Source organism: Mesorhizobium escarrei, assembly GCF_935825525.1.
GTDB lineage: Bacteria > Pseudomonadota > Alphaproteobacteria > Rhizobiales > Rhizobiaceae > Mesorhizobium > Mesorhizobium escarrei.
The window spans coordinates 42651-67433 of record NZ_CAKXZT010000115.1 but is presented as its reverse complement, the minus strand read 5'-3'; the positions used below and the strand labels follow the sequence as shown (position 1 = coordinate 67433).

Sequence of the window (24783 nt, the reverse complement as noted above, 5' to 3'; positions counted from 1 at the left end):
TTCGCAACGTGCTTTTGTGCTTTGGCACTGCCCTGATTGGATCGTCGTCAATGGCAGCCACCAAGAAGAAGGTCGTACGCAAAGCGAGGAAGGGCGAGCGGATCCGTCAGGTCGCGGCGATTCCCTTTCGGCTGGGCGAGCATGGCGGCGTCGAGGTGATGCTGGTCACCTCGATATCGACAAGGCGCTTTATCGTGCCCAAGGGCTGGCCGATGAAGGGCAAGAGTGGGCGCAAGGCAGCCACCATCGAAGCGCAGGAGGAAGCCGGCGTCCTCGGCAAGACGCTGAAGCAGCCGGCCGGCACCTATTCCTACTGGAAGCGGCTGACGAACCGTTTCGTCCGCGTCGACGTCACCGTCTACCTGCTGGCGGTGACGGACGAGCTGGCCAACTGGCAGGAAGCCAAGCGACGGCAGCGATCATGGCTGACGCCGGCAGACGCAGCAGTGCTCATCGACGAGCCCGATCTTTCAACACTGCTGAAGAACCTGAAAATTCCCCAGCCAGCGCGCGCCGGCGAACTTGAACCAAGGCCTCATTTGGCGTCGTCTTCTCCCTGAGGAAAAGGCCGCACCGGCCTGCCCGTATAGGCCCACAACCATTCGCGCGGCAGTGGTCCCTTGTTGCGGTCGCTCTGTTGCGACTGTTCCCACGCATGCGCCAATATGCCGACCGAGCGCGACAGCACGAAAAGGCCGCGTGTCAGCGGCGGCGGAAAGCCGAGTTCGCCATAGATGACGGCGGTGGCGCCGTCGATGTTGAGCGGGATCTTCTTGCCCTTGCGCCGCGCGACCTCGGCCTCAACAGCCTCGGCGATGTCGGCGAAACGTCCACTGACGATGCCGCGCGCGGCAAAATCGCGGGTCAGCTCGATGAGGCGCGGCGCCCGCGGATCGACCGGATGGAAGCGGTGCCCGAGCCCTGGCACATAGGACTTTTCCTCGGCGAAGAATCGATCGAGCCGCGCCACGACGGCATCGCCAAGCGTCACGCCTTCGTCCACTGCCGCAGCGATGTCACCATAGAAGGCAAGCGCCTGCTCACCGGCGCCGCCATGCACATCGCCAAGCACGTTGATGGCTGAGGCCATGGCACTGTTGATGCCGACGCCGCAGGTAGCCGCCATGCGGGCAATGGCGATCGACGGCGCCTGTGGCCCGTGGTCGACGGCGGCCCCCAGCGCGATGCCGAGCAGCGCCGCCTGCTCCTCACCAGGCAGTTCGCCGCGCAGCATCAGCCAGATCATCGCCGGAAAGCTGACGCGGCCGATCAGGTCCTGGACCTCATAGCCGCGCAGCCGGATCACGCCAGGGCGCATTTCGATGATATCGGTTTGCCACCATTCCTCGCCGCGCTCGCGGCCGGTTTTTTTCCCACCGTCCCTCATGTTCTCGCGTCGCTCATGTCTGCGCTCTTGTCTTGACGCGCGGCGGCAGACTGGCAAACACCTCGTCCATATGCTCGCCCAGCGTTGGTGGCGGCCTGGTCGGCAACGGTGCTGCGCCATCGACCATGAACCCGCCGCGCACGACGGTCAGCGGTCGGTGGATGTTCGGCATGCCATCGAAGCGGGCGGTCATCTCGCGCGCGATCACTTGCTGCTCGGCCAGCACCTGCGGGATGGTCAGCACCCTGCCCGCTGGCACGCCTGCGCGATTGAGGGTCTCCTCCCAGGCTACGGCCGAGCCGCTCGCCAGTGCGTCCTCGATCAGCGCCTTCAAGGCGATGCGGTTGCGCTTGCGCGTCTCGCGCTCGGCAAATCGCGGGTCCGACGCCAGCTCCGGCAGCCCGACCAGCCGGCAGAGCGTGACGAACTGCTCCTGCTTGTTGGCGGCGATGTTGAGCAGGCCGTCGCCGGTGCGAAACGTGCCGGAAGGTGCCGCCGTCATGTTCTCGTTGCCCATCGGCTGCGGCTCGACGCCTGCCGTCAGATAGTTGGAAACCGGCCAGCCCAGCGCGGAAAGCGTGCATTCGAGCATCGACACGTCGAGGAAAGCGCCCTCGCCTGTCGTCTTCTGCTTCACAAGTGCCGCGGTGATGGCGAACGCCCCGACCAGCCCACCCAGCGTGTCGGCGACCGGATACCCGACACGCAACGGCGCGGTCTCCGGTGTGCCGGTGATGCTCATGATGCCCGAAAGACCCTGGATGATCTGGTCGTAAGCCGGATTGTCGCGCATCGGCCCGGTCTGGCCGAAGCCCGAAATCGCGCAATAGACAAGACTGGGGCGGACCTCTTTCAGCCTGGCATAGCCGAGCCCCAGCCGATCCATCACGCCTGGGCGGAAATTCTCGACCAGCGCGTCGGCGGAGGCGACCAGATCGAGGAAGCGTTCGCGATCGGCCTCTTTCTTGAGATCGAGCACCACCGATCGTTTGCCGGCGTTCTGCGCCAGGAACGAAGCGCCCATGCCGGTGCTGTTGAGTTCCGGCGAGCCGCCGAGCTGGCGCGCCAGATCGCCGCCTTGCGGCGCCTCGACCTTGATCACATCGGCCCCGAGCAGCGCCAGCTGATAGGCACAGTAGGGGCCAGCCAGAACATTGGTCAGGTCGAGGACGCGGATGCCGGACAGCAGATCGGTCATGATGTCACAAACAGGTCAGGCATCGCCCGGCACGTGTTCCGGTCCGCGCGTGCGCCGGCGTTCGATGAAAGCGTAGATATGCGGTCCAATCAGCCCGATGAACGCCAGCGTCAGCAGCGTCAGCGACAGCGGATGTTTGTAGAACACCGACCAGTCGCCGTTCGAGATGGTCATCGCGCGGCGGAACTGGGTTTCGGCGAGCGGCCAGAGGATCATGCCGATGATCACCGGCGCCGTCGGGAAATCGAAGCGCCGCATCAGGAATCCGGCCCCGCCGAGCAGATAGAGGATGACGAGGTCGATCGGCGATTGAGAAATACCGTAGGTGCCGACCGTGGCGAACACCAGGATGCCGGCATAGAGCTGCGGCGCCGGGATTTTCAGCAGGCGCACCCACAACCCGATCAGCGGCAGGTTGAGGATGACGAGGATGATGTTGGCGATGAACAGGCTGGCGATCAGCCCCCAGACCAGATTGGCCTGCGTCATGAACAGCATCGGCCCGGGATTGATGCCATAGCTCTGGAAGGCCGACAGCATGATCGCGGCCGTCGCCGAGGTCGGCAGCCCAAGCGTCAGCATCGGCACCAGCACGCCGGCCGCCGACGCGTTGTTGGCGGCTTCCGGTCCGGCAACGCCTTCGATGGCGCCGACCGTGCCGAACTCCTCCTTGTGCTTGGAGAGCTTCTTCTCGATTGCGTAGGACAGGAAGGTCGGGATTTCGGCGCCGCCGGCCGGCAGGGCGCCGATCGGGAAGCCGAGCAGGGCGCCGCGCAGCCAAGCCTTCCACGAGCGCGCCCACTCGGCCGCCGTCATGTAGAGCGAGCCCTTCAGCGGCACGATCTCGTCCTTGCCGGCATAGCGACGCGAGGCCATGTAGAACGTCTCGCCGACCGCAAAGAGGCCGACGGCGACGACGATCACGTCTACGCCATCGAGCAATTGGCTCATGCCGAAGGTGAAGCGCGGCTGCCCGGTCTGCAGGTCGACGCCGATCATGCCGATGACGAAGCCGACGAACAGGCTGGTCAGGCCGCGCACCGACGACGAGCCGAGCACCGCCGAAACCGTGATGAAGGCCAGCACCATCAGCGAGAAATACTCGGCCGGGCCGAAAGACAGCGCAAATTTGACCACGACCGGGGCCAGAAAGGCGACGCCCAGCGTGCCGAGTGTGCCGGCGACGAACGAGCCGATCGCCGAGGTGGCAAGTGCCGCGCCGCCGCGACCGGAACGGGCCATCCTGTTGCCTTCTAGCGCAGTGACGATGGTCGCACTTTCGCCCGGCGTGTTGAGCAGGATCGATGTCGTCGAACCGCCATACATGGCGCCGTAATAGATGCCGGCAAACAGGATGAAGGACGCTTCCGGCGCCACCTGATAGGTGATCGGCAAAAGCAGCGCGATGGTCAGCGCCGGTCCGAGGCCGGGCAGCACGCCGATCGCTGTCCCCAACGTGGTGCCGAGCAGGCACCACATGAGATTGACCGGCGTAAAAGCGACCGAGAATCCGTGCGCGAGATGGCCAAGCGTTTCCATGGCTTCAGCCTCTCAACATACGGATAATGGAATCGACTACCGTGTTCAGCTGGTTCTCGATGAAGCCGGCGCCGATGTTGACGCCGAGCGCCCTGGCGAAGCCGAAATAGGCGGCAAGCGCCAGGATCAGGCCGAGCAGCACATCACGCAGCGGATGTCTGCTGCCGAACCCGTGGCAGATGAGAACGAACATGACCACAGAGGCTGCGGTGAAACCAAGCGGCTGGATCAGCACAAGGTTCGCGACCAATCCGACGGCGACGATGCCCATCGCCTTCCAGTCGGTCGGCGTTTCCTTTTCTTCCTCCGGCTGCCAGCCGCCCCGCAGCGCGGCGACGATCAGCAGCAGCGAAAGGATCGTCATGCCGACCATGGTGATGTAGGGGAAGACGGTCGGGCCAACCTTGGAGTAGAGCGGCGACACCGGGATCGACAGCGTCTGCCAAGCCACTGCGCCGGCGCAGGCGAGAAGCCCGATGCCGATCAGCAATTCGGGCACGGCGAGGCGCGGCTGCGCCGCCTGCTGGTCGCTGGTGCTCATGATCGTCCTCCCTGGATGGCCGGTCTCCCACGGCCGACCTCACCGCAGTTTCACTCGCGCCGGATCGCATGTCCATGCGGCTGGCGAACATCGGAAAGGGGCAGTGCAGACCGCCCCCCTCTCCGAGGACATCAGGCAAGGCCGAGGTCCTTGAGGATGGCTGCGATCCGAGCCGTGTCTTCGGCGAGAAATTTCGCATAGTCTTCGCCGGTGAGCAGGATCTGCGTCCAGTTGCGGTTTTTGCATTCGGTGGCCCAGGCATCGCTCTTAGCCATGGTCTCGACCAGCGTGATCATCGCCGCCTTGTCGGCGACGGAAACGCCCGGCGGTGCGAAAACGCCGCGCCAGTTGAACAGTTCGACATCGATGCCGGCTTCCTTCAGCGTCGGTGCGTCGATGCCTTCCTGGCGCTTGTCCGCGGAAATGGCGAGCAGCCGAAGCGCGCCTGCCTTGACCTGTTCGGAGAACTCGCCATAGCCGGAGATGCCGGCCGCGACCTGGTTGCCGAGAAGCGCCGACAGTGCCTCGCCGCCGCCGGCGAACGGCACGTAGGAGAGGTTGGCTGCCGGGACACCGGCCGTCTTGGCGATGAGGCCGAACAATATGTGGTCCGAGCCGCCGGCTGAACCGCCTGCCACCGGCACCTTGGTCGGATCGGCCTTGAGGGCGGCGACGAAATCCGCTGCGGTCTTGAACGGCGAGGCCGCCGGCACCACAAGCGCCTCGAACTCGCCGGTGAGGCGGGCGATCGGCGTGACCTCGGTGAGATTATTGGCCGATTTGTTGGCAATGATTGCGCCAACCATGACCATGCCGGCAACCATCAGCGAATTGCCCTTGCCGTTCCACTGGCTGATGAATTGCGGCAGGCCGACTGTGCCGCCGGCGCCGCCGACATTGGTGATCTGCGAACCGGAGATCAGCTTCTCACTGCGCAGCACCTGGTCCATCGTGCGCGCCGTCTGGTCCCAGCCGCCGCCGGGCGCTGCCGGTACGAAGATCTGGATCTGCGGTGCATCCTGCGCGAAGGCGTGCGAGAGATGCAACGCCGCGAAACCGGCGGCGCCGGCAGCGGCGGTGCTCGTTAAAAATCTGCGTCTGTTCAGCATGGGATTCCTCCAATCACGACACCTCCTCCGGTGCCTGCCAGCAACGTAGCCTGAATTCAGACCCGCTCGACAAAAATTCATGCAGTCTTTGCCTCGTTCTGTCAACCGGAATATCATTCTGCTGGACAGAACTGTCTGGATGCGGCACAATTGCTCCGATCGGCCCTTCTGTCCAACTGGGAATGGAATGACGTGGTCAAGCAGATGACCGTAACACAATCCAAGACTGCGTCGACCAACGGCGTTGCCGCGCTCGATCGTGCGATCGCCATCCTCGATGCTTTCGCTGCCGCCGACCGCTCGCTCAGCCTGGCCGAAATCGCGGCGCGGACCGGCCTCTACAAGAGCACGATCCTGAGGCTGGCGAACTCGTTGCTGCGCGGGCAATTGCTGGAGCGACTCGACGACGGCCGCTACCGTGTCGGCCCTGCCACCTTCCGGCTGGGCGCCCTATACCAGCGTTCGGTCGTGGCGATCGACATCCTGCTGCCGATCATGCGCGATCTGGCTGAGCGAAGCTGGGAAAGCGTCGCTTTCTATGTCCGTTCGGGCGACGTACGCACCTGTCTCTATCGCGTCGAGTCCAAGCATCCCATCCGCTACACCATACGGGAAGGCGACGTGCTGCCCCTGCTGGCTGGTACGGGCGGCCGCGTGCTTGCGGCGTTTTCCGGCCAGCAGGGCGAACCATACGAGACGATCCGCAAAACCTATCATTGTTTGTCGGTCGGCGATCGCGACCCCGAGACGGCGGGCGTTTCGGCACCTGTTTTCGGGCCGGGGCACACCTTGCTCGGTGCGTTGACGCTGTCAGGCCCGAGCACACGCGTCGACGCGGCCTTTCTGCAGCGCATGAAAAATCCGCTGATCGAGGCGGCCGCGCGCGCCACCCGCGCTTTCGGCGAAGACGCCTCGATGCTCGAACAGGCGGCCCTAAAGGCCGAAGCGGAAGGCCCGGTGCTGAAGCGGCAGGCCTAGAAAGCCTCGATTCGGCCCGATCAGAACCGCAGGATGACAGGCCGTAACCCCTAGGGCTGCCGTTCCAGCAGGATCGTCGCATTGTCGTGATAGGTGGTCCGCAACACTTCGCTGTAGCCGCATTTGGCCGCGACGCTCAGCGAAGCGGTGTTTTCCGGATCGATGATGCAGACGGTCCTTGCGCGCCCGAATGTCACGTCGCCCCAGGCGAGAATCCGTCCGACGACTTCGCTGGCGAACCCCTGGCCATGTGCGCTCGGGACCAGCGCCCAACCGGCTTCCGGAACGCCTTCGATCGACGGCACCATGTCGCGCTTCAGATCGTGGAAACCGGCCTCGCCGATGAAGCGGCCGGATGCCTTGTCCTCGATCGCCCAGAAGCCGTAGCCCAGCAGCGACCACAGGCCGGCATGACGCAGGAAGCGCATCCAGCTTTCCTCGCGCGTGCGCGGCTTGCCGCCGATGAAGCGGGTGACATCCGGATCGGCCCACATGGCGACATAAGCATCGAAATCATCGAGCTGGTGCGGCCGCAAGATGGTTCGCTTCGTCTCGATGACCGGTGCGCTGGCTGCTCTTGGATTTCCCATAAACTCTGCCTCACGGCGCATGACCGCGGAAAAACCGCCTCCGAAAGGATCATGCGCAAATTCAAAAGTGGTTGTTTGTGGGTGCCTCATGCATGTCGCCCAAATGTCCAACAAGAGCCAAGCCAGCGCAGATCATCTTCCAGCGCGAAAAAACGAGGTTCGAGGCGCATCGAGCGAGGGAAACTGTGACCCGATAAGCGCGATTTCAGCCGCGCCAGGGCATGTTCATGTAGACGCCGCCGCGCTTCAACTCGTCCAGCATCTGGTCGAGCCGCTTATGTCTTGTCTCGGCGCGTTTGGCACGAGCGATCCAGCCGAGATAGTCGTTCTTCTGATAATCGGGTCTGTCATCGTAAGCCGCCAGCAGTCCCTGCTTTGTCAAAGCGGTTCGGATATCGTCCGGCACCGGGTTCAAGGCGCGTTTCAGTCTGGTCATGCTCAAAATTTAGGCTGTCAGGATTTGGCGTCAACAACGCTGGGAAGTAGCCGCGAACTCCAGCTCCGGCATGGGAATCTTGCCGAACGATGCTACCCTTCGCACGAAACTGATTCAGCGTCCGCTGTGCCGTCCGACAGAGGGAAAAGGGCATGAATACCACCGATCTTCTGCTTGCCATCTTTCATCATCTGCTGGTGTTTTCACTGGCCGGCATCATCGGCGCCGAATTTGTCCTGGTCCGCGGCGATCTGCCCGCCGCGACGCTTCGGCGGCTTGTCGGCATCGATCGCCATTACGGCATCATCGCCATGCTTATCATCGTCGTCGGCATCGGCCGCGTCATCTACGGCCTGAAGGGTTGGGAATTCTACGTCTACAACTGGGTGTTCTGGGCAAAGATGGCGGCCTTCGTCGCCGTCGGCCTGCTGTCGATCATCCCGACGGTCCGCTTTGCGTCCTGGAGCAGGCAGGCCTCGGCCAGTCCCGGCTTTCAAGTGCCGGCAGCACAACTTGCATCCGTTCGCACTTATGTCCGCGCCGAAGCCTTGATCTTCCTGCTGATCCCGGTCTTCGCCGCGGCTATGGCGCGCGGCTACGGCTACTGAATTTCGCTTAACGGTTCGAGCGGCGCAATTTCTACCAGCGGCGCCGGAACATCATTCGTCTTCTCCTCGGCCTTGCAGATGTCGGCGATGACACAGACCGGGCAATCCGGTTTGCGTGCCTTGCAGACATAGCGGCCATGCAGGATCAGCCAGTGATGCGCATGGCGCATATATTCGTCCGGAATGATCCTCAACAGCCCCTGCTCGACCTGTTCCGGCGTCTTGCCGGGCGCCAGCCGCAGCCGGTTGCCGATGCGAAAGATATGCGTGTCGACCGCCATGGTGTGCTGGCCGAAGGCCATGTTGAGCACGACATTGGCGGTCTTGCGCCCGACGCCCGGCAGCTTGACCAGTTGGTCGCGGTCGTCGGGCACTTCGCCGCCATGGTCGCGGATCAGCGCCTCCGACAGCGCGATGACGTTCTTGGCCTTGTTGCGCCAGAGCCCGACGGTGCGGATAAAGTCGCCGACCTTGGCTTCGCCGAGAGCCAGCATCTTTTGCGGCGTGTCGGCGACCTTGAACAGCGCGCGCGTTGCCTTGTTGACGCCGACATCGGTCGCCTGTGCCGAAAGCACCACCGCCACCAGCAGCGTGAAGGCGTTGACATGTTCGAGTTCGCCCTTCGGTTCGGGCCGCTGAACGGAAAAGCGTCGGAAAATCTCGTGCACCTCGGCCGGGCGGTAGAGCGAATGGGACCGCACCAGCCGGGCACGCGGCTTGGCGTTCGATCCGTCGCGTCGGCCGGGGAGCAGTTCATTTTTGGGTGTAGAGGAATTTTTGGACTTGGGGCTCGTCATCCCCTTCCTATAATATCCCGGCATGAGCGACACAAACGCCTCATTTCAGGCCGACGAGCCATTCTTCCAGGCGTTGCTGATTCCGCATCGGTCGCTGGGCAAAACCGGCTTTGCCATCCTGATGGGCGTTCTGCTGTTCGGCTCGTTGGTGACCGGAGCGTTTTTCCTGTCGCGCGGCGCCTGGCCGGTGTTCGGCTTCCTCGGTCTCGACGTCATCGCCGTCTACATCGCCTTTCGCGCCAACTATCGTGCCGCCCGCGCCCGCGAGGAAGTGTCGGTCTCGCGCACCAGCCTCGACATCCGCAAGACGGCGCCATCAGGCAAATCGGAAGCACATCGCTTCAATCCGTTCTGGGCTCGCTTTTCGGTCGCCCGCCACGCCGAGATCGGCATCACCAGGATGGCGGTGGAAGCACAAGGCCAGAATGTGCCGATCGGCGGCTTCCTCAATCCCGACGACCGCGAGAGCTTCGCGTCAGCGTTTTCGCGCGCCCTGGCGACCGCGAAAGTGCGCTGAATGTGAGCGAACCGCCTCGTTCGCGAACCGGTTCTGCAGTGCCTTGCCATAGACGGTAATCGGCAGCGTCTACTTCTCCTTGGTGGGATGCATCTTTTCGCTAGCCATCGTCGGCTCCTTCCTCGAAGCCAAATCTATCTGGATGCACATGACGAGAAGGCAAGTTTCGGGTGGTGATCGGAGCCGCGAAGGACGATATTCACGATCAAGGAGATGGTCCGATGAACGCACAGACAGCTATTCTGAAGAAAGACATCACACCCGAAGACGGTGACTACGAAGTTGTTCGGCGCGCGATCGAGAAGATCAGCCTTGACTATCGTGACCAGCCGTCGCTCGAAATATTGGCGAAGGAAGTCGGCGAGACGCCGACCGGGTTGCAGAAGCTCTTCACCCGTTGGGCCGGCCTGTCGCCCAAGGCGTTTCTGCAGGCGGTCACGCTCGACCACGCGCGCAAACTGCTCGATTCCGGCATGCCGCTGCTCGAAGCTTCTTTCGAGGTCGGCATGTCGGGCCCCGGCCGGTTGCACGACCTTTTCGTCACTCACGAAGCGATGTCGCCGGGCGACTACAAGACGCGCGGTGCCGGGCTGACGATCCGCTACGGCTATCATATCTCGCCCTTCGGCATCGCCCTGATCATGGTCACAGACCGTGGGCTTGCCGGCCTCGCCTTCAGCGATTCCGGCGACGAGCGCGCAGCCTTCGCCGACATGTCCGGCCGCTGGCCGAACGCAAACTATGTCGAGGACATGGCGGCGACGGCGCCCTATGCGGCGCGCATCTTCGATCCGGCGCTGTGGCGCGCCGACCAGCCGCTGCGCGTCGTCTTGATCGGCACCGACTTCCAGGTCCGCGTCTGGGAAGCCCTGCTGCGCATCCCGATGGGCAAGGCCTGCACCTATTCCTCGATCGCTGCCGGCATCGGCGCACCGAGCGCCAGCCGGGCGGTGGGTGCCGCGGTCGGCGCCAATCCGATGTCCTTCGTGGTGCCGTGTCACCGGGCTCTCGGCAAGTCCGGCGCGCTCACCGGCTACCACTGGGGCCTGACCCGCAAGCGCGCCATCCTTGGTTGGGAAGCGGGACAAGTCGGATCTTGAATGAAACGCCCATAGATTCGGGCCAGACCGCGCGGGTTCATCTCGCGCGGTCTGGCAAGCGGCGGTCTTACGGAGTAGCTTCCCGCGCAATTAGAGCGACGTGCGTCCATTCGGACGCACAAAGTACGCTCTAACACTTTAATTCTACGCATCGTGCTTTCCGAAAATCGATTCCGATTTTCGGAAAGCACGATGCGTCAGCAGGGAGGCACCACTTGATCATCGTTGTCGGCTCGATCAACCTCGATCTTATCGCCAATGTCGACCGCTTGCCCGCACCCGGCGAGACGGTCCGTGGCTCCGGCTTTACCACCGCACCCGGCGGCAAGGGCGCAAACCAGGCGCTGGCCGCCGCGCGCGCCGGCGCCAAGGTGCGCATGGTCGGCGCGGTCGGCAAGGACAATTTCGCCACTGAAGCGCTGGCGCTGTTGCGCGACGGCAAGATCGACCTGTCCGGTGTCGGTGAAACCTTCGCCTCGACCGGCACGGCATTGATCATGGTCGCCGACGACGGCGAGAACGTCATTGCCGTGGTGCCGGGCGCCAATGGTTCGGTCGTGACAGGCGACCTCTCCAAGGCTTTCATGAAGAAGGGCGATGTCGTGCTCCTGCAGCAGGAGATCCCGCTGCAGACTGTCGATGCAGCACTGGACGCAGCACGGGAGGCAGGCGCGGTTACCGTGCTCAACACGGCACCGTTCCGCGCAGAGGCGGCCGCCTTCCTCGGCAAGGCCGACCATGTCGTCGCCAACGAAACCGAATTCGACCTCTATGGCGAGGCACTGTCGCTGAGCGGCCGCGATCGCCCGGCGCGGATGCGCGATTACGCCGGGAAGACCGGCCGCACAATCGTCGTCACGCTCGGCGGTGACGGCGTTCTGGCTGCCACGCCAGCCGATCTTCTGATGGTTCCAGCGCTGAACATCACCCCTGTCGATACGGTCGGTGCCGGCGACACGTTTTGCGGCTATTTCGCTGCCGGGCTGTCGTCTGGCCTGCCGCTCGATCAGGCGCTCGCCCGTGCTGCAGCCGCTGGTTCGCTCGCTTGCCTGAAGCCCGGCGCCCAGCCGGCGATCCCGCTGGCGAAAGAAGTCGACGCCGCGCTACAAAAACCTGCCAGCTAGGTGAGAGCCATGCGTCCGGCCACAAAACATGCCCTGCCGCCTGCCGGTGATATCTGCCGCCTGTCCGCCGTGGACCTTGCCGACGCGATCAAGCGCCAGCAGTTGTCCGTGCGCGAGGTGGTGACGGCATTCCTCGACCGGATCGACGCCGTGAACCCGCTGGTCAATGCCATCGTTTCGCTGCGCGACCCTGCCGACATCCTGCGCGAGGCCGACAGGGCGGACGCCCATCTGGCGCATGCAGGGCATGCCGGACCGCTGTTCGGCCTGCCGATCGCCATCAAGGATCTCGCGCAGACCAAAGGCCTCAGGACCAGCTTCGGCTCACCGATCTTCGCCGATTTCGTGCCGCAGGAAGACGATTTCTTCGTAGAGCGCATCCGCAAGGCCGGCGCCATCATCATCGGCAAGACCAATGTTCCCGAATTCGGCCTGGGCTCCAACACCTACAACACCGTGTTCGGCCCGACACTCAATGCATTCGACCCGGCCTTGACCGCCGGCGGTTCGAGCGGCGGCGCGGCGGTCGCGCTGGCGCTCGACATGGTGCCTGTCGCCGACGGCAGCGACTTTGGCGGCTCGCTGCGCAACCCGGCCGCCTACAACAACGTCTATGGCTTCCGTCCGTCGCAGGGGCTTGTCCCGGCCGGCCCCGAGCTTGACGTCTTCCACGCCCAGATGGGCGTCGAAGGGCCGATGGGCCGCAGCGTGCGCGATATGGCGTTGCTGCTCGACGAGCAGGCTGGCTACGACCCTCGCGCGCCGCTCTCACATCACAAGCAGGACTGCTTCCTACAGGGACTGCAAACGCCGACGGCCGGCGGCCGCATCGCCTGGTTCGGCGATCTCGGTGGTCATCTGCCGGTCGAACCCGGCATCCCTCGTCTTTGCGAGGCCGCTCTCGGCCGGTTCGCCGAGGCATCCTTTCAGACCGAAGCGCTGGTGCCGGATGTCGACTTCGAGGCGCTGTGGCAGGCCTTTGTGACGCTGCGCCAGGCGAGCAGCGGTTGTGCGCTCAAGGCGCACTACGACGATCCCATGAAACGCAGTCTTCTGAAGCCGGAGGCCGTGTGGGAGGTGGAACAGGCGGCGCAACTCACGGCGCCGCAGATCCACGCCGCCACGGTGAGGCGCTCGTCCTGGCACAAAACCCTGCTGTCGCTCTTCGATCGCTTCGACCTGATTGCCCTGCCGACTGCGCAGGTTTTTCCGTTCGATGTCAGTACTCCTTGGCCCAGGGAGGTGGCCGGGCGTGCCATGGACAGCTATCACCGCTGGATGCAGGTTTCAGCGCTCGCCACGCTGGGCGGCTGCCCGGCGGTCAACGTACCGGCCGGCTTCGATGGTAGAGGCAGGTCGATGGGCATGCAGTTGATCGGGCGGCCGCGCGGCGACATGGCCGTGCTGAGAGCGGCGGCAGCCTACGAGACGACGCTGCCGTGGCAGGCTGGAGCCTAAAATCCAGGTCAAGCTTGCCAGCGACATCTCCTGCCGGCTTGCACCCGCGTTACTGTCATGCATTGATCGCAGTCAGTTGTGTCGCAAAGCCGCATACTGTCGAGGAAATCATGTCGCTGGAACTCTATGCCACCTATCTCGTCGCCTGCCTCGTCATCATCCTGGTGCCCGGACCGACGGTCACGCTGATCATCGCCAACAGCATCCGCCACGGCTCTCGCGCCGGCCTCGCCAACGTCGCCGGCACGCAGGCCGGACTGGCGATCATGATCGCCATTGTCGGCATCGGATTGACCTCGCTGATCGCGGGAATGGGCCATTGGTTCGAATGGGTCAGGCTGATCGGTGCCGCCTATCTGATCTGGATGGGTGTGCAGATGTTCCGCTCCAAGGGCAAGCTGAACGCCGACGGATCGGCGAAGACACCGCGCGGCGGCTTCTTCCTGCAGGGCCTGCTGGTGGCGATCAGCAATCCCAAGACGCTGGTGTTCTTCGGCGCCTTTTTTCCGCAGTTCATCGCCCCTGACGGCAACTATGGGTTGCAGATCGGCGTGATGGGTCTCACCGCCATGATCTTTGCCGCCGTATCGGATTCGACCTACGCGCTGGCCGCCGGCCGCGCCGGACGCCTGCTTTCGGCCGGCCGCGTCAAGCTGCTGTCGCGGATAAGCGGCAGCTTTCTGGTCGGCGGCGGCCTGTGGCTGGCGTTTTCAAAGGCGAAGTGAGCGGCACCTTTCCTTCCCCCCTCTTGTGGGGGAAGGAAAAACCCTAAAGCCGGCCCAGCCTTTCCAGCAGCAGCGCGAAAAACGCATCATGGTCGATGTCGCGCATCACCATGGCGTTGTTCGGGCGCTTGGTCACACCCCACCAGTCGATCACGGTCATGCCCATGGTGAGTTCGGAGGCAGTTTCCACGGTGACGTTGCAGTTGCGGCCCCTGAACAGCTCGGGTTTCAACAGATATGCGATGACACAAGGGTCGTGCAGCGGGCCGCCGTCGGTGCCGTATTTCTCCTCGTCGAAGCGCTCGAAGAATTCCAGCATCTCGGTCGTCGCCGTGCCGACCCTGGTGCCGAGCTTGCGGAAGGCCTGAGTCCGCTTGGCGGTGGTCAGCGCCTTGTGGGTGACGTCGAGCGGCATCATGACGATCGGAATGCCGGATTTGAACACGACATCGGCGGCATGCGGGTCGACATAGATGTTGAATTCGGCGGTCGGGGTGACATTGCCGCCTTCGAAGAAGCCGCCGCCCATCAGCACGATTTCCTTGATGCGCGGCGCGATCTTCGGCTCGCGGATCAGCGCCAGCGCGATGTTGGTGAGCGGACCGAGCGCGCAGAGGGTGACCGTGCCGCTCTCTTCCTTCATCAGCGTCTCGACGATGAAATCGACCGCATACTGGTCCTGCAGCTGCATTGTCGGTTCGGGCAATTGCGGTCCGTTGAGACCGGTCTCGCCATGCACCTCCTCGGCGGTGACCAGTTCGCGCGCCAGCGGCCGGATGGCGCCAGCATAGACCTTGATATCAGGCCGCCCGGCCAGTTCGCAGATCTTGCGTGCATTCTTTTCGGTGAGCCTCAGCGGCACGTTGCCGGCGACGGCGGTCATGCCGACGATCTCCAGCTCGGCGCTGCCGATCGCCAGCAATATGGCGACAGCATCATCCTGGCCGGGATCCGTGTCGATGATGATCTTGCGGGATTGGGGCATTTCAATTCCTTGTTTAGGGAGTCTTTTTGGGCGGGGCTTGTGACGGCTTGAACTCGACCGCCGGGCGGACCATATCAAGACCATCGGGAAAAATGCCATCCGGGTTTTTCCACTTTATGTCGCTCTTGAGAGGACAGTGTAACATGAGCCGAATGACGCCTTTTTCCAGCCCGCTTCTCCTGGGTTTCGACGCCATGGAAAAGACCCTGGAGCGTCTGGCGAAGTCGGGTGACAGCTACCCTCCCTACAACATCGAGCGCCTCAGCGGTGCCGACGGCAAGGCCGAAAGGCTACGCATCACGCTCGCTGTCGCCGGTTTTGCTGAAAACGATCTCGATGTGACCACGGAGGAGAACCAGCTGGTCGTGCGCGGCCGTCAGAACGACGATACCGAGCGGGAATTTCTTCATCGCGGCATTGCCGCGCGCCAGTTCCAGCGCTGTTTCGTGCTGGCCGACGGCATGCGGGTGATCGCGGCGGAGCTGAAGAACGGTCTTTTGTCTATCGACCTCGATCGGCCCGAGTCCGAACGGCTGGTACGGAAAATAAACATATCGGTGAAAGACTGATCTTTACCGATCGCTCTTATGCGAGGCGGCCTTGAACGGCGTCCTCGCGACAAGGAGGCTTAAATGACTAGAACTGACGAAAATCTTATCATGACCAGCGGCGAATTCGCCCATCTCGGCGAAGGCTCGGTCGCCTATCTCAGGAAAATCTCGAGCGACGATCTGCGCGGCCGTTTCCCGGGCCTCGGCGAAATCGCCCCCGGGCTGGAACTGTGGGCCCTGTTTGCCGCCAACGGCCAGCCGATCCTGCTTTCGGACGCTCGCGACCGGGCGCTGGCCGGCGCCCTGGAAAACGACCTGACCCCAGTCGCCATCCACTAAGTCGCCATCCACTAACAATACGGCGCAGCGATCTGGTTAGAAACGCACGGGGCCGCTCGCGGCGGCTCTTTGACGGACTGATCGAAAAAGCTTCAGGCCGCGTGCGAGGCTTGCGTATCCGATAAAAGCGCGTGGATCGCGGCGGCGTCGCGGGTGCCCCTGATCTTGGCCACTGTGTCGGCGTCGCGCAGCACCCGCGCGATGCGCGACAGCGCCTTGAGATGGTCGGCGCCGGCGCCTTCGGGCGCCAAAAGCAGGAACACCAGATCGACCGGCTGGTCGTCCAGCGCCTCGAAATCGACCGGCGTCTCCAGCCGGGCGAAAACCCCGGCGATCCGCTTCACCCCGGCCAGCTTGCCATGCGGAATGGCAATGCCATTGCCGACACCGGTCGAGCCCAGCCGTTCACGCTGCAGGATGGTGTCGAACACCTCCCGTTCCGGAATGCCGGCAATCGCCGCCGCCCTTTCGGACAGCATTTGCAGCAGTTGCTTCTTGGAGTTCGCCTTCAACGCCGGCAAGATTGCCGGAACGTTGATAAGATCGCTCAGGTCCATACTTGAAATCCCTTGTTCGCCTGCCGTCGCCAGCCCTCACTCTCGCGTGCGACTGGTGCCTTATCTCAGTGCGGCCTTGGCCGTCATCTCAGTGCGGCTTTGGCCGTCACCCCTGCGCGACCTTGGTCGTAGACGGGTCGATCCAGCCGATGTTTCCGTCCGGCCGGCGATAGACGATATTGAGATGCTCGTTTCCGGCGTTGCGGAAGACGAGGACCGGGCTGTCCTTGGTGTCGAGTTCGATCACGGCTGACGCCACCGACATGGTCCGCAGCGTCATGGTTGATTCGGCGACGATGGCTGGCGCGAAATTCTCCGGTATTTCTTCGTCATCGTCGGCAAGCGGCGCCATCACCGTATAGGCGACGTCGGTGGGTTCGCCATTGGCGTTGCCTGAATTATGCGACTTCAACCGACGCTTGTAGCGGCGAAGGCGGGTCTCGAGGCGATCCGCCGCCGCCTCGAAAGCGAGCGTCGGGTCCTGCGCTTCACCGGTCGCCTGCAGCGAAGCGCCGGAATCCAGCCGGATCATGCAATCGGCCGTGTAGCGCGACCCCGATTTGACGACTACAATTTGCCCTGAAAAGCCCCGATCGAAATATTTCCCGATCACTTCTCCGACACGGTCGTTGATGCGCGTACGGAACGCATCGCCGATATCCATGTGTTTTCCTGATATGCGCAGTGTCATCTGAATACTGACCTTCCTTGCTCAGGCTTCAAACTGTCCCGAGTTTATACCCGTGGTCTGAGCGCACAAGCTTTGCGGCGTCACTTGCGCCGATTTTAAATCCGAACTTTTCCGATTGATCACAAGCCGCCTTCTTGACCGTCCCGTGGCCAACGTCGTGACGGACCATCCGCATGCGGGCAGTAGCCCGTCCCATGCGGGCGGGCTTCTAGCCACTTCATTGCGGCTTGTCAATGAAGTGCGAAAGCTGTTGGGAAGTGCGAAAGCTGTGGAAGTTCGGTCGGAGATCAACGTCCGGCGCTGGCCAAAGCGCGTTTTTCACGCCGCCGCTGCACCGACGAGGGAATATTCATGCCCTCCCGATACTTGGCGACCGTGCGCCTGGCGATATCGACGCCGCTTTCCCGCAACATATCCACAATCGCGTCGTCGGAAAGCACGTCGGCAGGTTTCTCCTCGTCGATCAACTGCTTGATGCGGTCGCGCACCGCTTCCGACGAATGCGCGTCACCGCCACCCGACGAGGCGATCGAGGCGGTGAAGAAATAGCGCAGTTCGAACACGCCGCGCGGCGTCAGCATGTATTTGTTGGCGGTGACCCGGCTAACGGTCGATTCGTGCATGCCGATGGCATCGGCCACCGTGCGCAGGTTGAGGGGCCTCAGGTGACGCACGCCATGGACGAGGAAGGCGTCCTGCTGGCGCACGATTTCTGAGGCAACCTTGAGGATAGTCTTCGCCCGCTGGTCGAGGCTGCGCGTCAGCCAATTGGCGTTTTGCAGGCATTCCGCCAGGAAATCCTTTTCGGTCTGATTTTTCGCATGCGGTGAAACCCGGGCGAAATAGATATGGTCGACCAGCACGCGCGGCAGCGTTTCGGGGTTGAGTTCGATCACCCAGCTCCCGTCATTGGCCGCACGCACTTCGACATCGGCGATGATCGCGTCGCTGGCGCCGCCCGAAAACGCCATCCCCGGGCGCGGATCGAGCGCACGTATCTCGGCCAGCATGTCGAGCAGATCCTCCTCATCGACCCCACAAATCCGTTTCAGGGTCAGGAAATCGCGCCGGGCCAGGAGTTCGAGATTGGCAATCAAAGCCTTCATCGCAGGGTCGAGACGGTCGCGGACGGCAAGCTGCAGCGACAGGCATTCGGCGAGGTCGCGGGCAAACATGCCGGTGGGCTCGAATGTCTGGCAGACCGCGAGTGCATTTGCCACCGCCGCTCTGTCGGTGCCGAGACGGGCGGCGATCTCAGCCATGTCGGCGCGCATGTAGCCGGCCTCGTCGAGGCCATCGGCCAGTTCGCTGGCGATCAGGCGTGCTGCCGGGTCGGCGAAGGCCAGCGCAACTTGTTCGGCGACATGCTCGCGCAGCGTGATGGCTCCGGCCGCCATGTCTCCGACGTCAAAACCGTCGGAAGAGGATGCGGAACCGTTGCCGGATGCCGATTTCCACTGGGCCGTCAGGTCGGGACCGAGCCGCTCGCTGGTGCCGGGGTCGTCGGGAAACAGGTTTTCCAGTGAAGTATCGAGCTTTTCCGAGATCGCCTCGGCGCTCCACGCCGTGTCCTTCTCGAACCAGTCGCCGGCGGTGGCCGTTTCCGGCGCAGCATCGATCTTCTGCGCCTGGTCGCTGACGGCATCGTCCTGCGGCTCGGCGCGCTCGAGCAAAGGATTGCGCTCGATCTCGTCGTCGATGAAGCGTTCCAGCTCGATGTGGGTGAACTGCAGCAGCCGTATCGACTGCATGAGTTGCGGCGTCATCACCAGCGACTGGGACTGTCGTAGCTGTAGTTTTGCCGCCAACGCCATGGTTCGGTTTCAAACGCCCTGTCTACGCATCCGGACTGCCGGAACGAGTTGGGCATAGAAACTGGCCCGGCTTTTGCTTGTCAAGGCGACGGCGATCAAAACTCGCCTGTCCGTGCGTATTCCGACGAGAATTCGAAGAAAAAGCTCTGTCTCGCGTCAAAAACCGCGTTTGGACAGAAATTTCACGCTTAATACATGTCGCGCAAAAGCATGCCCCCGGGCTTGAACCGAGGGTGCGCAGCGGTTTTGCGATAACGACATGCACAAGAAACAAGAACTTAAAGCGCGTCGCATGAGTCCCTTCAAATGCGACGCGCTTTAGAGTGTAAACCCCTCACCGAGATAAAGCCGCCGCACATCCGGGTTTGCGACCACTTCGTCGGCCCGGCCATGGGTCAGCACCTGGCCGGCATGGATGATGTAGGCGCGGTCGATCAGGCCGAGCGTCTCGCGGACATTGTGATCGGTGATGAGCACCCCGATGCCGCGCGCCGTCAGATGGCGCACCAGTTGCTGGATGTCGGCGACGGCGATCGGATCGATGCCGGCGAAAGGCTCGTCGAGCAGCATGTATGCGGGGCGGGTCGCCAGGGCGCGCGCGATTTCAAGGCGCCGCCGCTCGCCGCCGGAAAGCGACAGCGACGGGGCCTTGCGCAGATGGCTGATGTGAAACTCCTCGAGCAGTTCGTCGAGACTGCGTTCGCGCTCCTTGCGGCTCTTTTCGACCACTTCGAGCACGGCACGGATGTTTTGCTCGACGCTCAAGCCGCGAAAGATCGACGCCTCTTGAGGAAGGTAGCCGATGCCAAGGCGGGCGCGGCGGTACATCGGCATAGAGGTGACATCGAAGCCGTCGATTTCGATCGTGCCTTCGTCGACCGGCACCAGGCCGGTGACCATGTAGAAGCAGGTGGTCTTGCCGGCGCCGTTGGGACCGAGCAGTCCGACCGCCTCACCGGCGCGCACGCCGATCGTCACGCCGCTGACGACTTTGCGGCCCTTGTAGCTCTTGGTCAGCCCTTTGGCGATCAAGGTTCCCTTGAATTTTATCTGATCGAGGTTAACCGCGGCCGGTGCCGCAAGTTTACTGGCGGCGCGTCCCGGAAGACGCGCCAACAGCGATGCTACGTCGACCATCAGGGGTTCGTCGCTCCCGACCTCGCCGGGGGTGTGATCGACATCATGACGCGTCCACCGCCGCAGGGGTCGACCTGGGCCAGACCGCTCTTCATCTGCACAGTCAGCTTGCAGCCGACCAGTACATTGTCGCCTTGCGAGAGCACGACCTTGCTGCCTGAAAGCACCAGCACTTCCGTCTTCATGTCGAAGGTGCCGCTGTCGCCTGTGGCGACCTGGTCGTCCGATTTGATATAGACCTTGTTGGCGACCTCCAGACGGTCGATGTCGGCCGAGCCGGTCATCGCGGCACCTGCGGCCTGCTCACCCTTGGCGGCAGCGTCGGCGTCCTTGACGTAATAGACCGTCATCTTACCGGCCTTGAGCAACGTCGGACCCTGGACGACGCTTACATTGCCTGTGAACACGGCGACGCTGTCCGCCTGGCGGACCTCGAGCTTGTCGCTTTCGATCTGGATGGGCTTGTCGCCGGACAGTTTGAGGCCCGACAGCTGGCTGGTGGTCCTGGACTGCGACAGAGCCGGCGCCGCCCCCAAAGCCAGCCCCAAAGCCAGCCCCAGGGCGGCCAGCCCAACAGCCGGCAACGCCGAAGCCGCGGCCACGAGCCGTGTCGAACTACTGAACCGCATTGGATTCTCCGCTCATTGCCTTTGCCGCCTTCAAGCTGGCGGGATCGATGTTGACACGCACTCTGTTCTCGAAAACCACGATCTTGCCGTTCTCCTGGATCGACATCGAATCCGCGGTAATCCGTGACCCGCCACGGCTGACGTCGACCGGATCGTTCGTCTTCATAGTGCCTTTGCCCATGTCGAGAAAGACCGATTTGAACTTTGCCGCCAAGCCATCTGTGGTGGTTATGGTGACATCGCTGGTCAGGCTCATCGTGTTGCCATCGCGATTGAAGGAGCCGTGCGAGGCATTGATGGCCGCCACATTGTCGATTGATATCGGCAACTTGGCGTCGATGCCCTCCAGATTGATGATGCCTTGCTGGCTCACGTCCTGTATGGCGCGCAAAGCCGTCATGGAATAGGGCAGTTTCTGCTTGGTGAACCCGTTGAGCTTGGGGTTGGCCATCACCAGCTTGCCATTGGCGAACGCGCTGGCGTCGGCCTGGATCTGGATTGAGCCAGGCGCCGCGAGATAGGAATAGACCGGGACGGCGACCGCGATCGCGGCAGCGGCCAGCGGCACCGCCAGCTTCAAGATACGCACGCGGCGCGAATGGCGCTGGGCGATGCCGAAGGCGTCGACTCGCGCTGGGCCTACGTCCGGGGGAGCCAACCCCGTCTCGGTGTTGGTCGGTTCGATCGGTCGCGCTAACATAACTGCTTTCTTCTAAACCCCTGCCGCCAAGCACCCCTATAGGTGGGATGCCGGCGCCCTCAAGCAAGCACAAGCGGAGGAAAACCGCAAAAGTGTGACGGTTGCTGTTGCACAAACGAAAATGAAACCGGCACAACTTGCACGTCATACCAGATACGGGCCGACAGCGTTAGGGGCTGTGGATTGGTCTTTTATGTTCTCTCGAAACGCCGGCTCGCCAACGTCGAGACCTTGTCTTTGGCACAAGCTCGTCAGGAATCGGTAGCCGGGCGCGGGCGGTTGCTTTAAAAGCATCTGCTCCCACCGACTGTGAGGCTGACCATGGCACTGAGAGCCGACGACCTGATCGACCGCCGCCGCTTGCGCCGCAAGCTGACATTCTGGCGCGTTGCAGCGCTTGTTGTCGCGGCAGCCGGGCTGATTGCCTTTTCGACCTGGATCTACGGCGACGACTTCACTGGCGCGGCGGTCGACCATATCGCCAAGGTCAAGATCGAGGGCACCATCACCGAAGACGAAGACCTGATCAAGCAACTGGACGCCATCCGTGAATCCTCGAGGGTGAAAGCTGTGATCCTGTCGATCGATTCACCGGGCGGCACCACCGTCGGCGGCGAATCGATCTACGAGGCAGTGCGCAAGCTGGCCGCCGAGAAGCCGGTGGTGGCCCAGGTCGGCACGCTGGCCGCATCGGCGGGCTATATGATCGCCACCGCGACCGATCATATCGTCGCACGCAAATCGTCGATTGTCGGCTCGATAGGCGTGCTGATCCAGTATCCGGACGTCAGCGGCCTTATGGACAAGCTCGGCATCAAGCTCGAGGAAGTGAAATCCTCGCCGTTGAAAGCCTCGCCATCCCCTTTCAAGCCGACCAATGACGACGAGCGCACCATGGTCCGCAAGCTCATCCTCGACAGCTACGACTGGTTCGTCGGCATCGTCGCCGAACGCCGCAAGATGACCAAACCGGAGGTGCTGGCGCTGGCCGACGGATCGATCTTCACCGGCCGGCAGGCCGTTGCCAACAAACTGATCGACGCGGTCGGCGGCGAGACCGAAGCGATCGACTGGCTCGCAACCAAGGGCGTTGACGCCAAGCTCAAAGTGGTGGAGTGGAAGGACGCGGAAAGCGGCGGCTTCCTGTTCTCGAAGGCGATGGCGCGAACCATCGGCAGTGCGCTCGGCCTGCCCGACTATGGCGGCGACATCATTCAAGAACTTGGTGCCGATCGCTTGTTTCTTGACGGTCTTGTTTCCGTCTGGCACCCTTGAGACGAGTGAAAAAGCAAATAAAATCATCCTCATAATTTGACCGCAGTGTTTTCACGGGGAGCCTTCTCATGATCAAATCCGAACTTGTGCAGATCATCGCCACACGCAACCCGCACCTTTTCCTGCGTGACGTCGAAAACATTGTCGGCGCGATTTTCGACGAGATCACCGACGCGCTTGCCGAAGGCAACCGGGTCGAGCTGCGCGGTTTCGGCGCTTTCTCGGTGAAAAACCGCCCCGCCCGCACCGGCCGCAATCCGCGTACCGGCGAATCCGTCGAGGTCGAGGAGAAATGGGTGCCGTTCTTCAAGACCGGCAAGGAATTGCGTGAAAGGCTGAACAGCGGCAAATAAGCGCCGCGCGGGCTCATGCGCCATGCCGGCCTTTTCAGGTGGGCCCGGCCTTCGGTAGAGCCCGCCTTCGACAGGAAATTCCATGTTCAATCGTTTCATGCTCATCGTGGTCTTCGTGCCGCTGGCCGTCATTCTGATTGCGCTGGCGGTCGCCAACCGCGATCCGGTTGCGTTCACCCTGGACCCATTCAACCCTGGCAATCCGGCGCTGACGATGACGCTGCCGCTTTTCATCTTCCTGTTCCTGGCCCTCGCCGTCGGCATGGTCGTCGGCAGCCTGGCGACCTGGATCAAGCAGGGCCGCTATCGCAAGCTGGCGCGCCAGCGCGGCGTCGAGGCCGAGAACTTGCGCCAGGCGGTCAGCCGGGCACCGGCCGCGCAACAAGGCCCCTCCTTGCCGAAGCCGACGAGCTGAGCCTGAACAGCCTCACGTCCTTTTGGACGCGCAAAGGACGCTGTACCATTTTGATTGCGCATGACCTTTGCGGAAAATCGCTTCTGATTTTCGCGGTCATGCGTCAGGCGTATTTCTCTCGACGGAGTTTCCTATGCTGAGCATTTCGGCGGCCGAGGTCGATCAGGCGCTGACCTTTCCCGGCCTGGTCGAAACGCTGCGCGCGGCCTTTCGCGATGGCGCGGTACAGCCGGTCAGGCACCACCATACGGTCGAACGGCCCGACGGCGCGGCCTCGACCCTGCTCCTGATGCCAGCCTGGACCGACTTCAATACCGCCGGCTCGTCGGCAGGCGGCCATATCGGCGTCAAGATCGTCACGGTGTCGCCCGACAACAACGCTGTAGGCAAGCCCGCGGTGATGGGGCTTTACCTCCTGCTCGACGGTGCGACGGGCGAGCCTGAAGCCATGATCGACGGCCAGCGGCTGACGCAGTGGCGCACGGCCTGTGCCTCGGCGCTCGCCGCCTCCTATCTGGCCCGCGAGGATGCTTCGCGGCTGCTGGTGGTCGGCGCCGGCGCACTGTCGCCGTTCCTCGCCAGGGCGCATTCAGCGGTGCGGCCGATCACCGCCATCCGCATCTGGAACCGCACGCCGGCCAATGCCGAAAAGGTTGCGGCGGAATTGCGCGCCGAGGGCTTTGCGGCCACCGCCGCGAGCGATCTCGACGCCGAACTCGGCCAGGCCGACATCGTTTCGTCGGCAACGATCACGACCACGCCGCTGATCAAGGGCGCGCTGTTGAAGCCGGGGACCCATGTCGATCTGGTCGGCGGCTTCACGCCGGCTATGCGCGAAAGCGACGACGATGCGATTGCCCGTGCCCGCGTCTACGTCGATACAAGGGCAGGCGCCACCAAGGAGGCGGGCGACATCGTGCAGCCGCTGGCCTCGGGCGTGCTGAAGGCGCAAGCCATCGTCGCCGACCTGCATGAATTGGCGCGTGGCCAGAAGAAGGGCCGGCAGAGCCCCGGTGAGATCACGCTGTTCAAATCGGTCGGCGCAGCCCTCGAAGACCTCGCCGCCGGGATTGCGGTGTACAAGGCGCGGAGTAGGGGAGTAGGGGAGTAGGGGAGGCTGTCCCAATCGTAGTGGCTTCGTGCAAGTCATACTTTCCTTATTCACTTACTGCCTTACTGCCCTACTGCCTTATTCCCCTACTCCCCCACTCCCCCACTCCACCGCTGAAG

At 63.0% G+C, this 24783-nt stretch carries 29 protein-coding genes; 14 read left to right on the top strand and 15 right to left on the bottom strand.

The annotated features are described in order from the left end of the window. Positions 1–50: 50 nt before the first annotated feature. Complete coding sequence (locus NMG80_RS08905; protein WP_254017777.1) at positions 51–560, top strand: NUDIX hydrolase; 510 nt, start codon at positions 51–53, stop codon at positions 558–560. On the opposite strand, the gene NMG80_RS08900 is transcribed toward NMG80_RS08905, so the two are convergent. From NMG80_RS08900 to NMG80_RS08880, 5 genes are all read right to left on the bottom strand, one after another. Then, positions 536–1387 carry a citryl-CoA lyase gene (locus tag NMG80_RS08900; RefSeq protein WP_254017776.1) on the bottom strand — a complete coding sequence of 284 codons (852 nt, stop codon included), beginning with the start codon at positions 1385–1387 and terminating at the stop codon, positions 536–538. The two genes, NMG80_RS08905 and NMG80_RS08900, sit on opposite strands and share 25 nt — an antisense overlap. Before the next feature lie 13 nt (positions 1388–1400). Continuing rightward, a complete protein-coding gene (locus NMG80_RS08895; protein ID WP_254017775.1) occupies positions 1401–2585 on the bottom strand; it encodes a CaiB/BaiF CoA transferase family protein in 1185 nt (394 codons plus the stop codon). 15 nt (positions 2586–2600) lie between these two features. Further along, positions 2601–4124, bottom strand: coding sequence for a tripartite tricarboxylate transporter permease (locus NMG80_RS08890; protein WP_254017774.1), 1524 nt, complete (start codon positions 4122–4124; stop codon positions 2601–2603). 4 nt (positions 4125–4128) lie between these two features. After that, positions 4129–4665 carry a tripartite tricarboxylate transporter TctB family protein gene (locus NMG80_RS08885; protein ID WP_254017773.1) on the bottom strand — a complete coding sequence of 179 codons (537 nt, stop codon included), beginning with the start codon at positions 4663–4665 and terminating at the stop codon, positions 4129–4131. Positions 4666–4796: 131 nt separating this feature from the next. After that, a complete protein-coding gene (locus NMG80_RS08880) occupies positions 4797–5774 on the bottom strand; it encodes a Bug family tripartite tricarboxylate transporter substrate binding protein (RefSeq protein WP_254017772.1) in 978 nt (325 codons plus the stop codon). A gap of 204 nt (positions 5775–5978) precedes the next feature. Between NMG80_RS08880 and NMG80_RS08875 the strand changes: the two genes are divergently transcribed. Continuing rightward, positions 5979–6752, top strand: coding sequence for an IclR family transcriptional regulator (locus tag NMG80_RS08875; RefSeq protein ID WP_254017804.1), 774 nt, complete (start codon positions 5979–5981; stop codon positions 6750–6752). A 50-nt stretch (positions 6753–6802) separates the two neighbouring features. Here NMG80_RS08875 and NMG80_RS08870 read toward each other — a convergent pair whose 3' ends face one another. Both NMG80_RS08870 and NMG80_RS08865 read right to left on the bottom strand, forming a co-directional pair. Continuing rightward, positions 6803–7342, bottom strand: coding sequence for a GNAT family N-acetyltransferase (locus NMG80_RS08870; protein ID WP_254017771.1), 540 nt, complete (start codon positions 7340–7342; stop codon positions 6803–6805). Positions 7343–7547: 205 nt separating this feature from the next. Next, the gene (locus NMG80_RS08865; protein ID WP_254017770.1) at positions 7548–7778 is read right to left on the bottom strand and encodes a YdeI/OmpD-associated family protein; all 231 of its coding nucleotides are present in this window, start codon (positions 7776–7778) and stop codon (positions 7548–7550) included. Between the two features lie 152 nt (positions 7779–7930). On the opposite strand from NMG80_RS08865, the gene NMG80_RS08860 reads away from it, so the two are divergent. Continuing rightward, on the top strand, positions 7931–8386 hold the full coding sequence (locus NMG80_RS08860; RefSeq protein ID WP_254017769.1) for a DUF2214 family protein: 456 nt from the start codon (positions 7931–7933) through the stop codon (positions 8384–8386). On the opposite strand, the gene nth is transcribed toward NMG80_RS08860, so the two are convergent. Beyond that, a complete protein-coding gene (gene nth, locus NMG80_RS08855) occupies positions 8380–9183 on the bottom strand; it encodes an endonuclease III (protein ID WP_254017768.1) in 804 nt (267 codons plus the stop codon). The genes NMG80_RS08860 and nth overlap by 7 nt on opposite strands. A gap of 22 nt (positions 9184–9205) precedes the next feature. Between nth and NMG80_RS08850 the strand changes: the two genes are divergently transcribed. From NMG80_RS08850 to NMG80_RS08830, 5 genes are all read left to right on the top strand, one after another. After that, positions 9206–9700, top strand: coding sequence for a DUF2244 domain-containing protein (locus NMG80_RS08850; protein WP_254017767.1), 495 nt, complete (start codon positions 9206–9208; stop codon positions 9698–9700). A gap of 221 nt (positions 9701–9921) precedes the next feature. Continuing rightward, positions 9922–10800, top strand: a complete 879-nt coding sequence (locus NMG80_RS08845; RefSeq protein ID WP_254017766.1) for a methylated-DNA--[protein]-cysteine S-methyltransferase — start codon at positions 9922–9924, stop codon at positions 10798–10800. A 215-nt stretch (positions 10801–11015) separates the two neighbouring features. Further along, entirely contained in the window at positions 11016–11924 is a 909-nt protein-coding gene (locus tag NMG80_RS08840; RefSeq protein ID WP_254017765.1) for a ribokinase, read from the top strand. A 9-nt stretch (positions 11925–11933) separates the two neighbouring features. Next, positions 11934–13382 carry an amidase gene (locus NMG80_RS08835; protein ID WP_254017764.1) on the top strand — a complete coding sequence of 483 codons (1449 nt, stop codon included), beginning with the start codon at positions 11934–11936 and terminating at the stop codon, positions 13380–13382. A 110-nt stretch (positions 13383–13492) separates the two neighbouring features. Beyond that, a complete protein-coding gene (locus NMG80_RS08830; protein ID WP_091595683.1) occupies positions 13493–14107 on the top strand; it encodes a LysE family translocator in 615 nt (204 codons plus the stop codon). 43 nt (positions 14108–14150) lie between these two features. Here NMG80_RS08830 and NMG80_RS08825 read toward each other — a convergent pair whose 3' ends face one another. Next, entirely contained in the window at positions 14151–15092 is a 942-nt protein-coding gene (locus tag NMG80_RS08825) for a nucleoside hydrolase (protein ID WP_254017763.1), read from the bottom strand. A gap of 143 nt (positions 15093–15235) precedes the next feature. Here NMG80_RS08825 and NMG80_RS08820 point away from each other — a divergent pair, with 143 nt between their 5' ends. Beyond that, positions 15236–15661, top strand: coding sequence for an Hsp20 family protein (locus tag NMG80_RS08820; RefSeq protein WP_023797450.1), 426 nt, complete (start codon positions 15236–15238; stop codon positions 15659–15661). A gap of 63 nt (positions 15662–15724) precedes the next feature. After that, complete coding sequence (locus NMG80_RS08815; RefSeq protein WP_254017762.1) at positions 15725–15982, top strand: BQ00720 family protein; 258 nt, start codon at positions 15725–15727, stop codon at positions 15980–15982. 92 nt (positions 15983–16074) lie between these two features. Here NMG80_RS08815 and ptsN read toward each other — a convergent pair whose 3' ends face one another. The 6 genes from ptsN to lptC all read right to left on the bottom strand — a co-directional run bounded on the left by ptsN (position 16075) and on the right by lptC (position 21510). Next, complete coding sequence (gene ptsN, locus NMG80_RS08810; protein ID WP_023797448.1) at positions 16075–16539, bottom strand: PTS IIA-like nitrogen regulatory protein PtsN; 465 nt, start codon at positions 16537–16539, stop codon at positions 16075–16077. 106 nt (positions 16540–16645) lie between these two features. Beyond that, positions 16646–17230 carry a ribosome hibernation-promoting factor, HPF/YfiA family gene (gene hpf / locus NMG80_RS08805; protein ID WP_254017761.1) on the bottom strand — a complete coding sequence of 195 codons (585 nt, stop codon included), beginning with the start codon at positions 17228–17230 and terminating at the stop codon, positions 16646–16648. 287 nt (positions 17231–17517) lie between these two features. Next, entirely contained in the window at positions 17518–19044 is a 1527-nt protein-coding gene (gene rpoN / locus NMG80_RS08800; protein WP_254017760.1) for an RNA polymerase factor sigma-54, read from the bottom strand. A gap of 318 nt (positions 19045–19362) precedes the next feature. Then, positions 19363–20181 carry an LPS export ABC transporter ATP-binding protein gene (lptB, locus tag NMG80_RS08795; protein WP_254017759.1) on the bottom strand — a complete coding sequence of 273 codons (819 nt, stop codon included), beginning with the start codon at positions 20179–20181 and terminating at the stop codon, positions 19363–19365. Continuing rightward, complete coding sequence (locus tag NMG80_RS08790) at positions 20181–20810, bottom strand: LptA/OstA family protein (protein ID WP_254017758.1); 630 nt, start codon at positions 20808–20810, stop codon at positions 20181–20183. Before NMG80_RS08790 ends, lptB begins: the two co-directional genes overlap by 1 nt. After that, positions 20797–21510 carry an LPS export ABC transporter periplasmic protein LptC gene (gene lptC / locus NMG80_RS08785; RefSeq protein WP_254017757.1) on the bottom strand — a complete coding sequence of 238 codons (714 nt, stop codon included), beginning with the start codon at positions 21508–21510 and terminating at the stop codon, positions 20797–20799. The genes NMG80_RS08790 and lptC overlap by 14 nt, the downstream gene beginning before the upstream one ends. A 321-nt stretch (positions 21511–21831) precedes the next feature. Between lptC and sppA the strand changes: the two genes are divergently transcribed. The 4 genes from sppA to lhpI all read left to right on the top strand — a co-directional run bounded on the left by sppA (position 21832) and on the right by lhpI (position 24664). Beyond that, a complete protein-coding gene (sppA, locus tag NMG80_RS08780) occupies positions 21832–22785 on the top strand; it encodes a signal peptide peptidase SppA (RefSeq protein ID WP_254017756.1) in 954 nt (317 codons plus the stop codon). Positions 22786–22853: 68 nt separating this feature from the next. Beyond that, positions 22854–23138 (top strand): integration host factor subunit beta, encoded by a 285-nt coding sequence (locus NMG80_RS08775; RefSeq protein ID WP_023797441.1) that lies wholly within the window; start codon positions 22854–22856, stop codon positions 23136–23138. A gap of 82 nt (positions 23139–23220) precedes the next feature. Continuing rightward, positions 23221–23553: a DUF1049 domain-containing protein gene (locus NMG80_RS08770; protein ID WP_254017755.1), complete on the top strand. Its 333-nt coding sequence runs from the start codon at positions 23221–23223 to the stop codon at positions 23551–23553. A gap of 133 nt (positions 23554–23686) precedes the next feature. Beyond that, the gene (lhpI, locus tag NMG80_RS08765; protein WP_254017754.1) at positions 23687–24664 is read left to right on the top strand and encodes a bifunctional Delta(1)-pyrroline-2-carboxylate/Delta(1)-piperideine-2-carboxylate reductase; all 978 of its coding nucleotides are present in this window, start codon (positions 23687–23689) and stop codon (positions 24662–24664) included. The last annotated feature ends 119 nt before the right edge of the window (positions 24665–24783 follow it).

Bases quoted from the DNA above. Each gene is read 5' to 3' on its own strand.
- NMG80_RS08905 (WP_254017777.1), top strand. From the start codon at position 51: ATGGCAGCCACCAAGAAGAAGGTCGTACGCAAAGCGAGGAAGGGCGAG.
- NMG80_RS08900 (WP_254017776.1), bottom strand. From the start codon at position 1,387: ATGAGGGACGGTGGGAAAAAAACCGGCCGCGAGCGCGGCGAGGAATGG.
- NMG80_RS08895 (WP_254017775.1), bottom strand. From the start codon at position 2,585: ATGACCGATCTGCTGTCCGGCATCCGCGTCCTCGACCTGACCAATGTT.
- NMG80_RS08890 (WP_254017774.1), bottom strand. From the start codon at position 4,124: ATGGAAACGCTTGGCCATCTCGCGCACGGATTCTCGGTCGCTTTTACG.
- NMG80_RS08885 (WP_254017773.1), bottom strand. From the start codon at position 4,665: ATGAGCACCAGCGACCAGCAGGCGGCGCAGCCGCGCCTCGCCGTGCCC.
- NMG80_RS08880 (WP_254017772.1), bottom strand. From the start codon at position 5,774: ATGCTGAACAGACGCAGATTTTTAACGAGCACCGCCGCTGCCGGCGCC.
- NMG80_RS08875 (WP_254017804.1), top strand. From the start codon at position 5,979: ATGACCGTAACACAATCCAAGACTGCGTCGACCAACGGCGTTGCCGCG.
- NMG80_RS08870 (WP_254017771.1), bottom strand. From the start codon at position 7,342: ATGGGAAATCCAAGAGCAGCCAGCGCACCGGTCATCGAGACGAAGCGA.
- NMG80_RS08865 (WP_254017770.1), bottom strand. From the start codon at position 7,778: ATGACCAGACTGAAACGCGCCTTGAACCCGGTGCCGGACGATATCCGA.
- NMG80_RS08860 (WP_254017769.1), top strand. From the start codon at position 7,931: ATGAATACCACCGATCTTCTGCTTGCCATCTTTCATCATCTGCTGGTG.
- nth (WP_254017768.1), bottom strand. From the start codon at position 9,183: ATGACGAGCCCCAAGTCCAAAAATTCCTCTACACCCAAAAATGAACTG.
- NMG80_RS08850 (WP_254017767.1), top strand. From the start codon at position 9,206: ATGAGCGACACAAACGCCTCATTTCAGGCCGACGAGCCATTCTTCCAG.
- NMG80_RS08845 (WP_254017766.1), top strand. From the start codon at position 9,922: ATGAACGCACAGACAGCTATTCTGAAGAAAGACATCACACCCGAAGAC.
- NMG80_RS08835 (WP_254017764.1), top strand. From the start codon at position 11,934: ATGCGTCCGGCCACAAAACATGCCCTGCCGCCTGCCGGTGATATCTGC.
- NMG80_RS08830 (WP_091595683.1), top strand. From the start codon at position 13,493: ATGTCGCTGGAACTCTATGCCACCTATCTCGTCGCCTGCCTCGTCATC.
- NMG80_RS08825 (WP_254017763.1), bottom strand. From the start codon at position 15,092: ATGCCCCAATCCCGCAAGATCATCATCGACACGGATCCCGGCCAGGAT.
- NMG80_RS08820 (WP_023797450.1), top strand. From the start codon at position 15,236: ATGAGCCGAATGACGCCTTTTTCCAGCCCGCTTCTCCTGGGTTTCGAC.
- NMG80_RS08815 (WP_254017762.1), top strand. From the start codon at position 15,725: ATGACTAGAACTGACGAAAATCTTATCATGACCAGCGGCGAATTCGCC.
- ptsN (WP_023797448.1), bottom strand. From the start codon at position 16,539: ATGGACCTGAGCGATCTTATCAACGTTCCGGCAATCTTGCCGGCGTTG.
- hpf (WP_254017761.1), bottom strand. From the start codon at position 17,230: ATGACACTGCGCATATCAGGAAAACACATGGATATCGGCGATGCGTTC.
- rpoN (WP_254017760.1), bottom strand. From the start codon at position 19,044: ATGGCGTTGGCGGCAAAACTACAGCTACGACAGTCCCAGTCGCTGGTG.
- lptB (WP_254017759.1), bottom strand. From the start codon at position 20,181: ATGGTCGACGTAGCATCGCTGTTGGCGCGTCTTCCGGGACGCGCCGCC.
- NMG80_RS08790 (WP_254017758.1), bottom strand. From the start codon at position 20,810: ATGCGGTTCAGTAGTTCGACACGGCTCGTGGCCGCGGCTTCGGCGTTG.
- lptC (WP_254017757.1), bottom strand. From the start codon at position 21,510: ATGTTAGCGCGACCGATCGAACCGACCAACACCGAGACGGGGTTGGCT.
- sppA (WP_254017756.1), top strand. From the start codon at position 21,832: ATGGCACTGAGAGCCGACGACCTGATCGACCGCCGCCGCTTGCGCCGC.
- NMG80_RS08775 (WP_023797441.1), top strand. From the start codon at position 22,854: ATGATCAAATCCGAACTTGTGCAGATCATCGCCACACGCAACCCGCAC.
- NMG80_RS08770 (WP_254017755.1), top strand. From the start codon at position 23,221: ATGTTCAATCGTTTCATGCTCATCGTGGTCTTCGTGCCGCTGGCCGTC.
- lhpI (WP_254017754.1), top strand. From the start codon at position 23,687: ATGCTGAGCATTTCGGCGGCCGAGGTCGATCAGGCGCTGACCTTTCCC.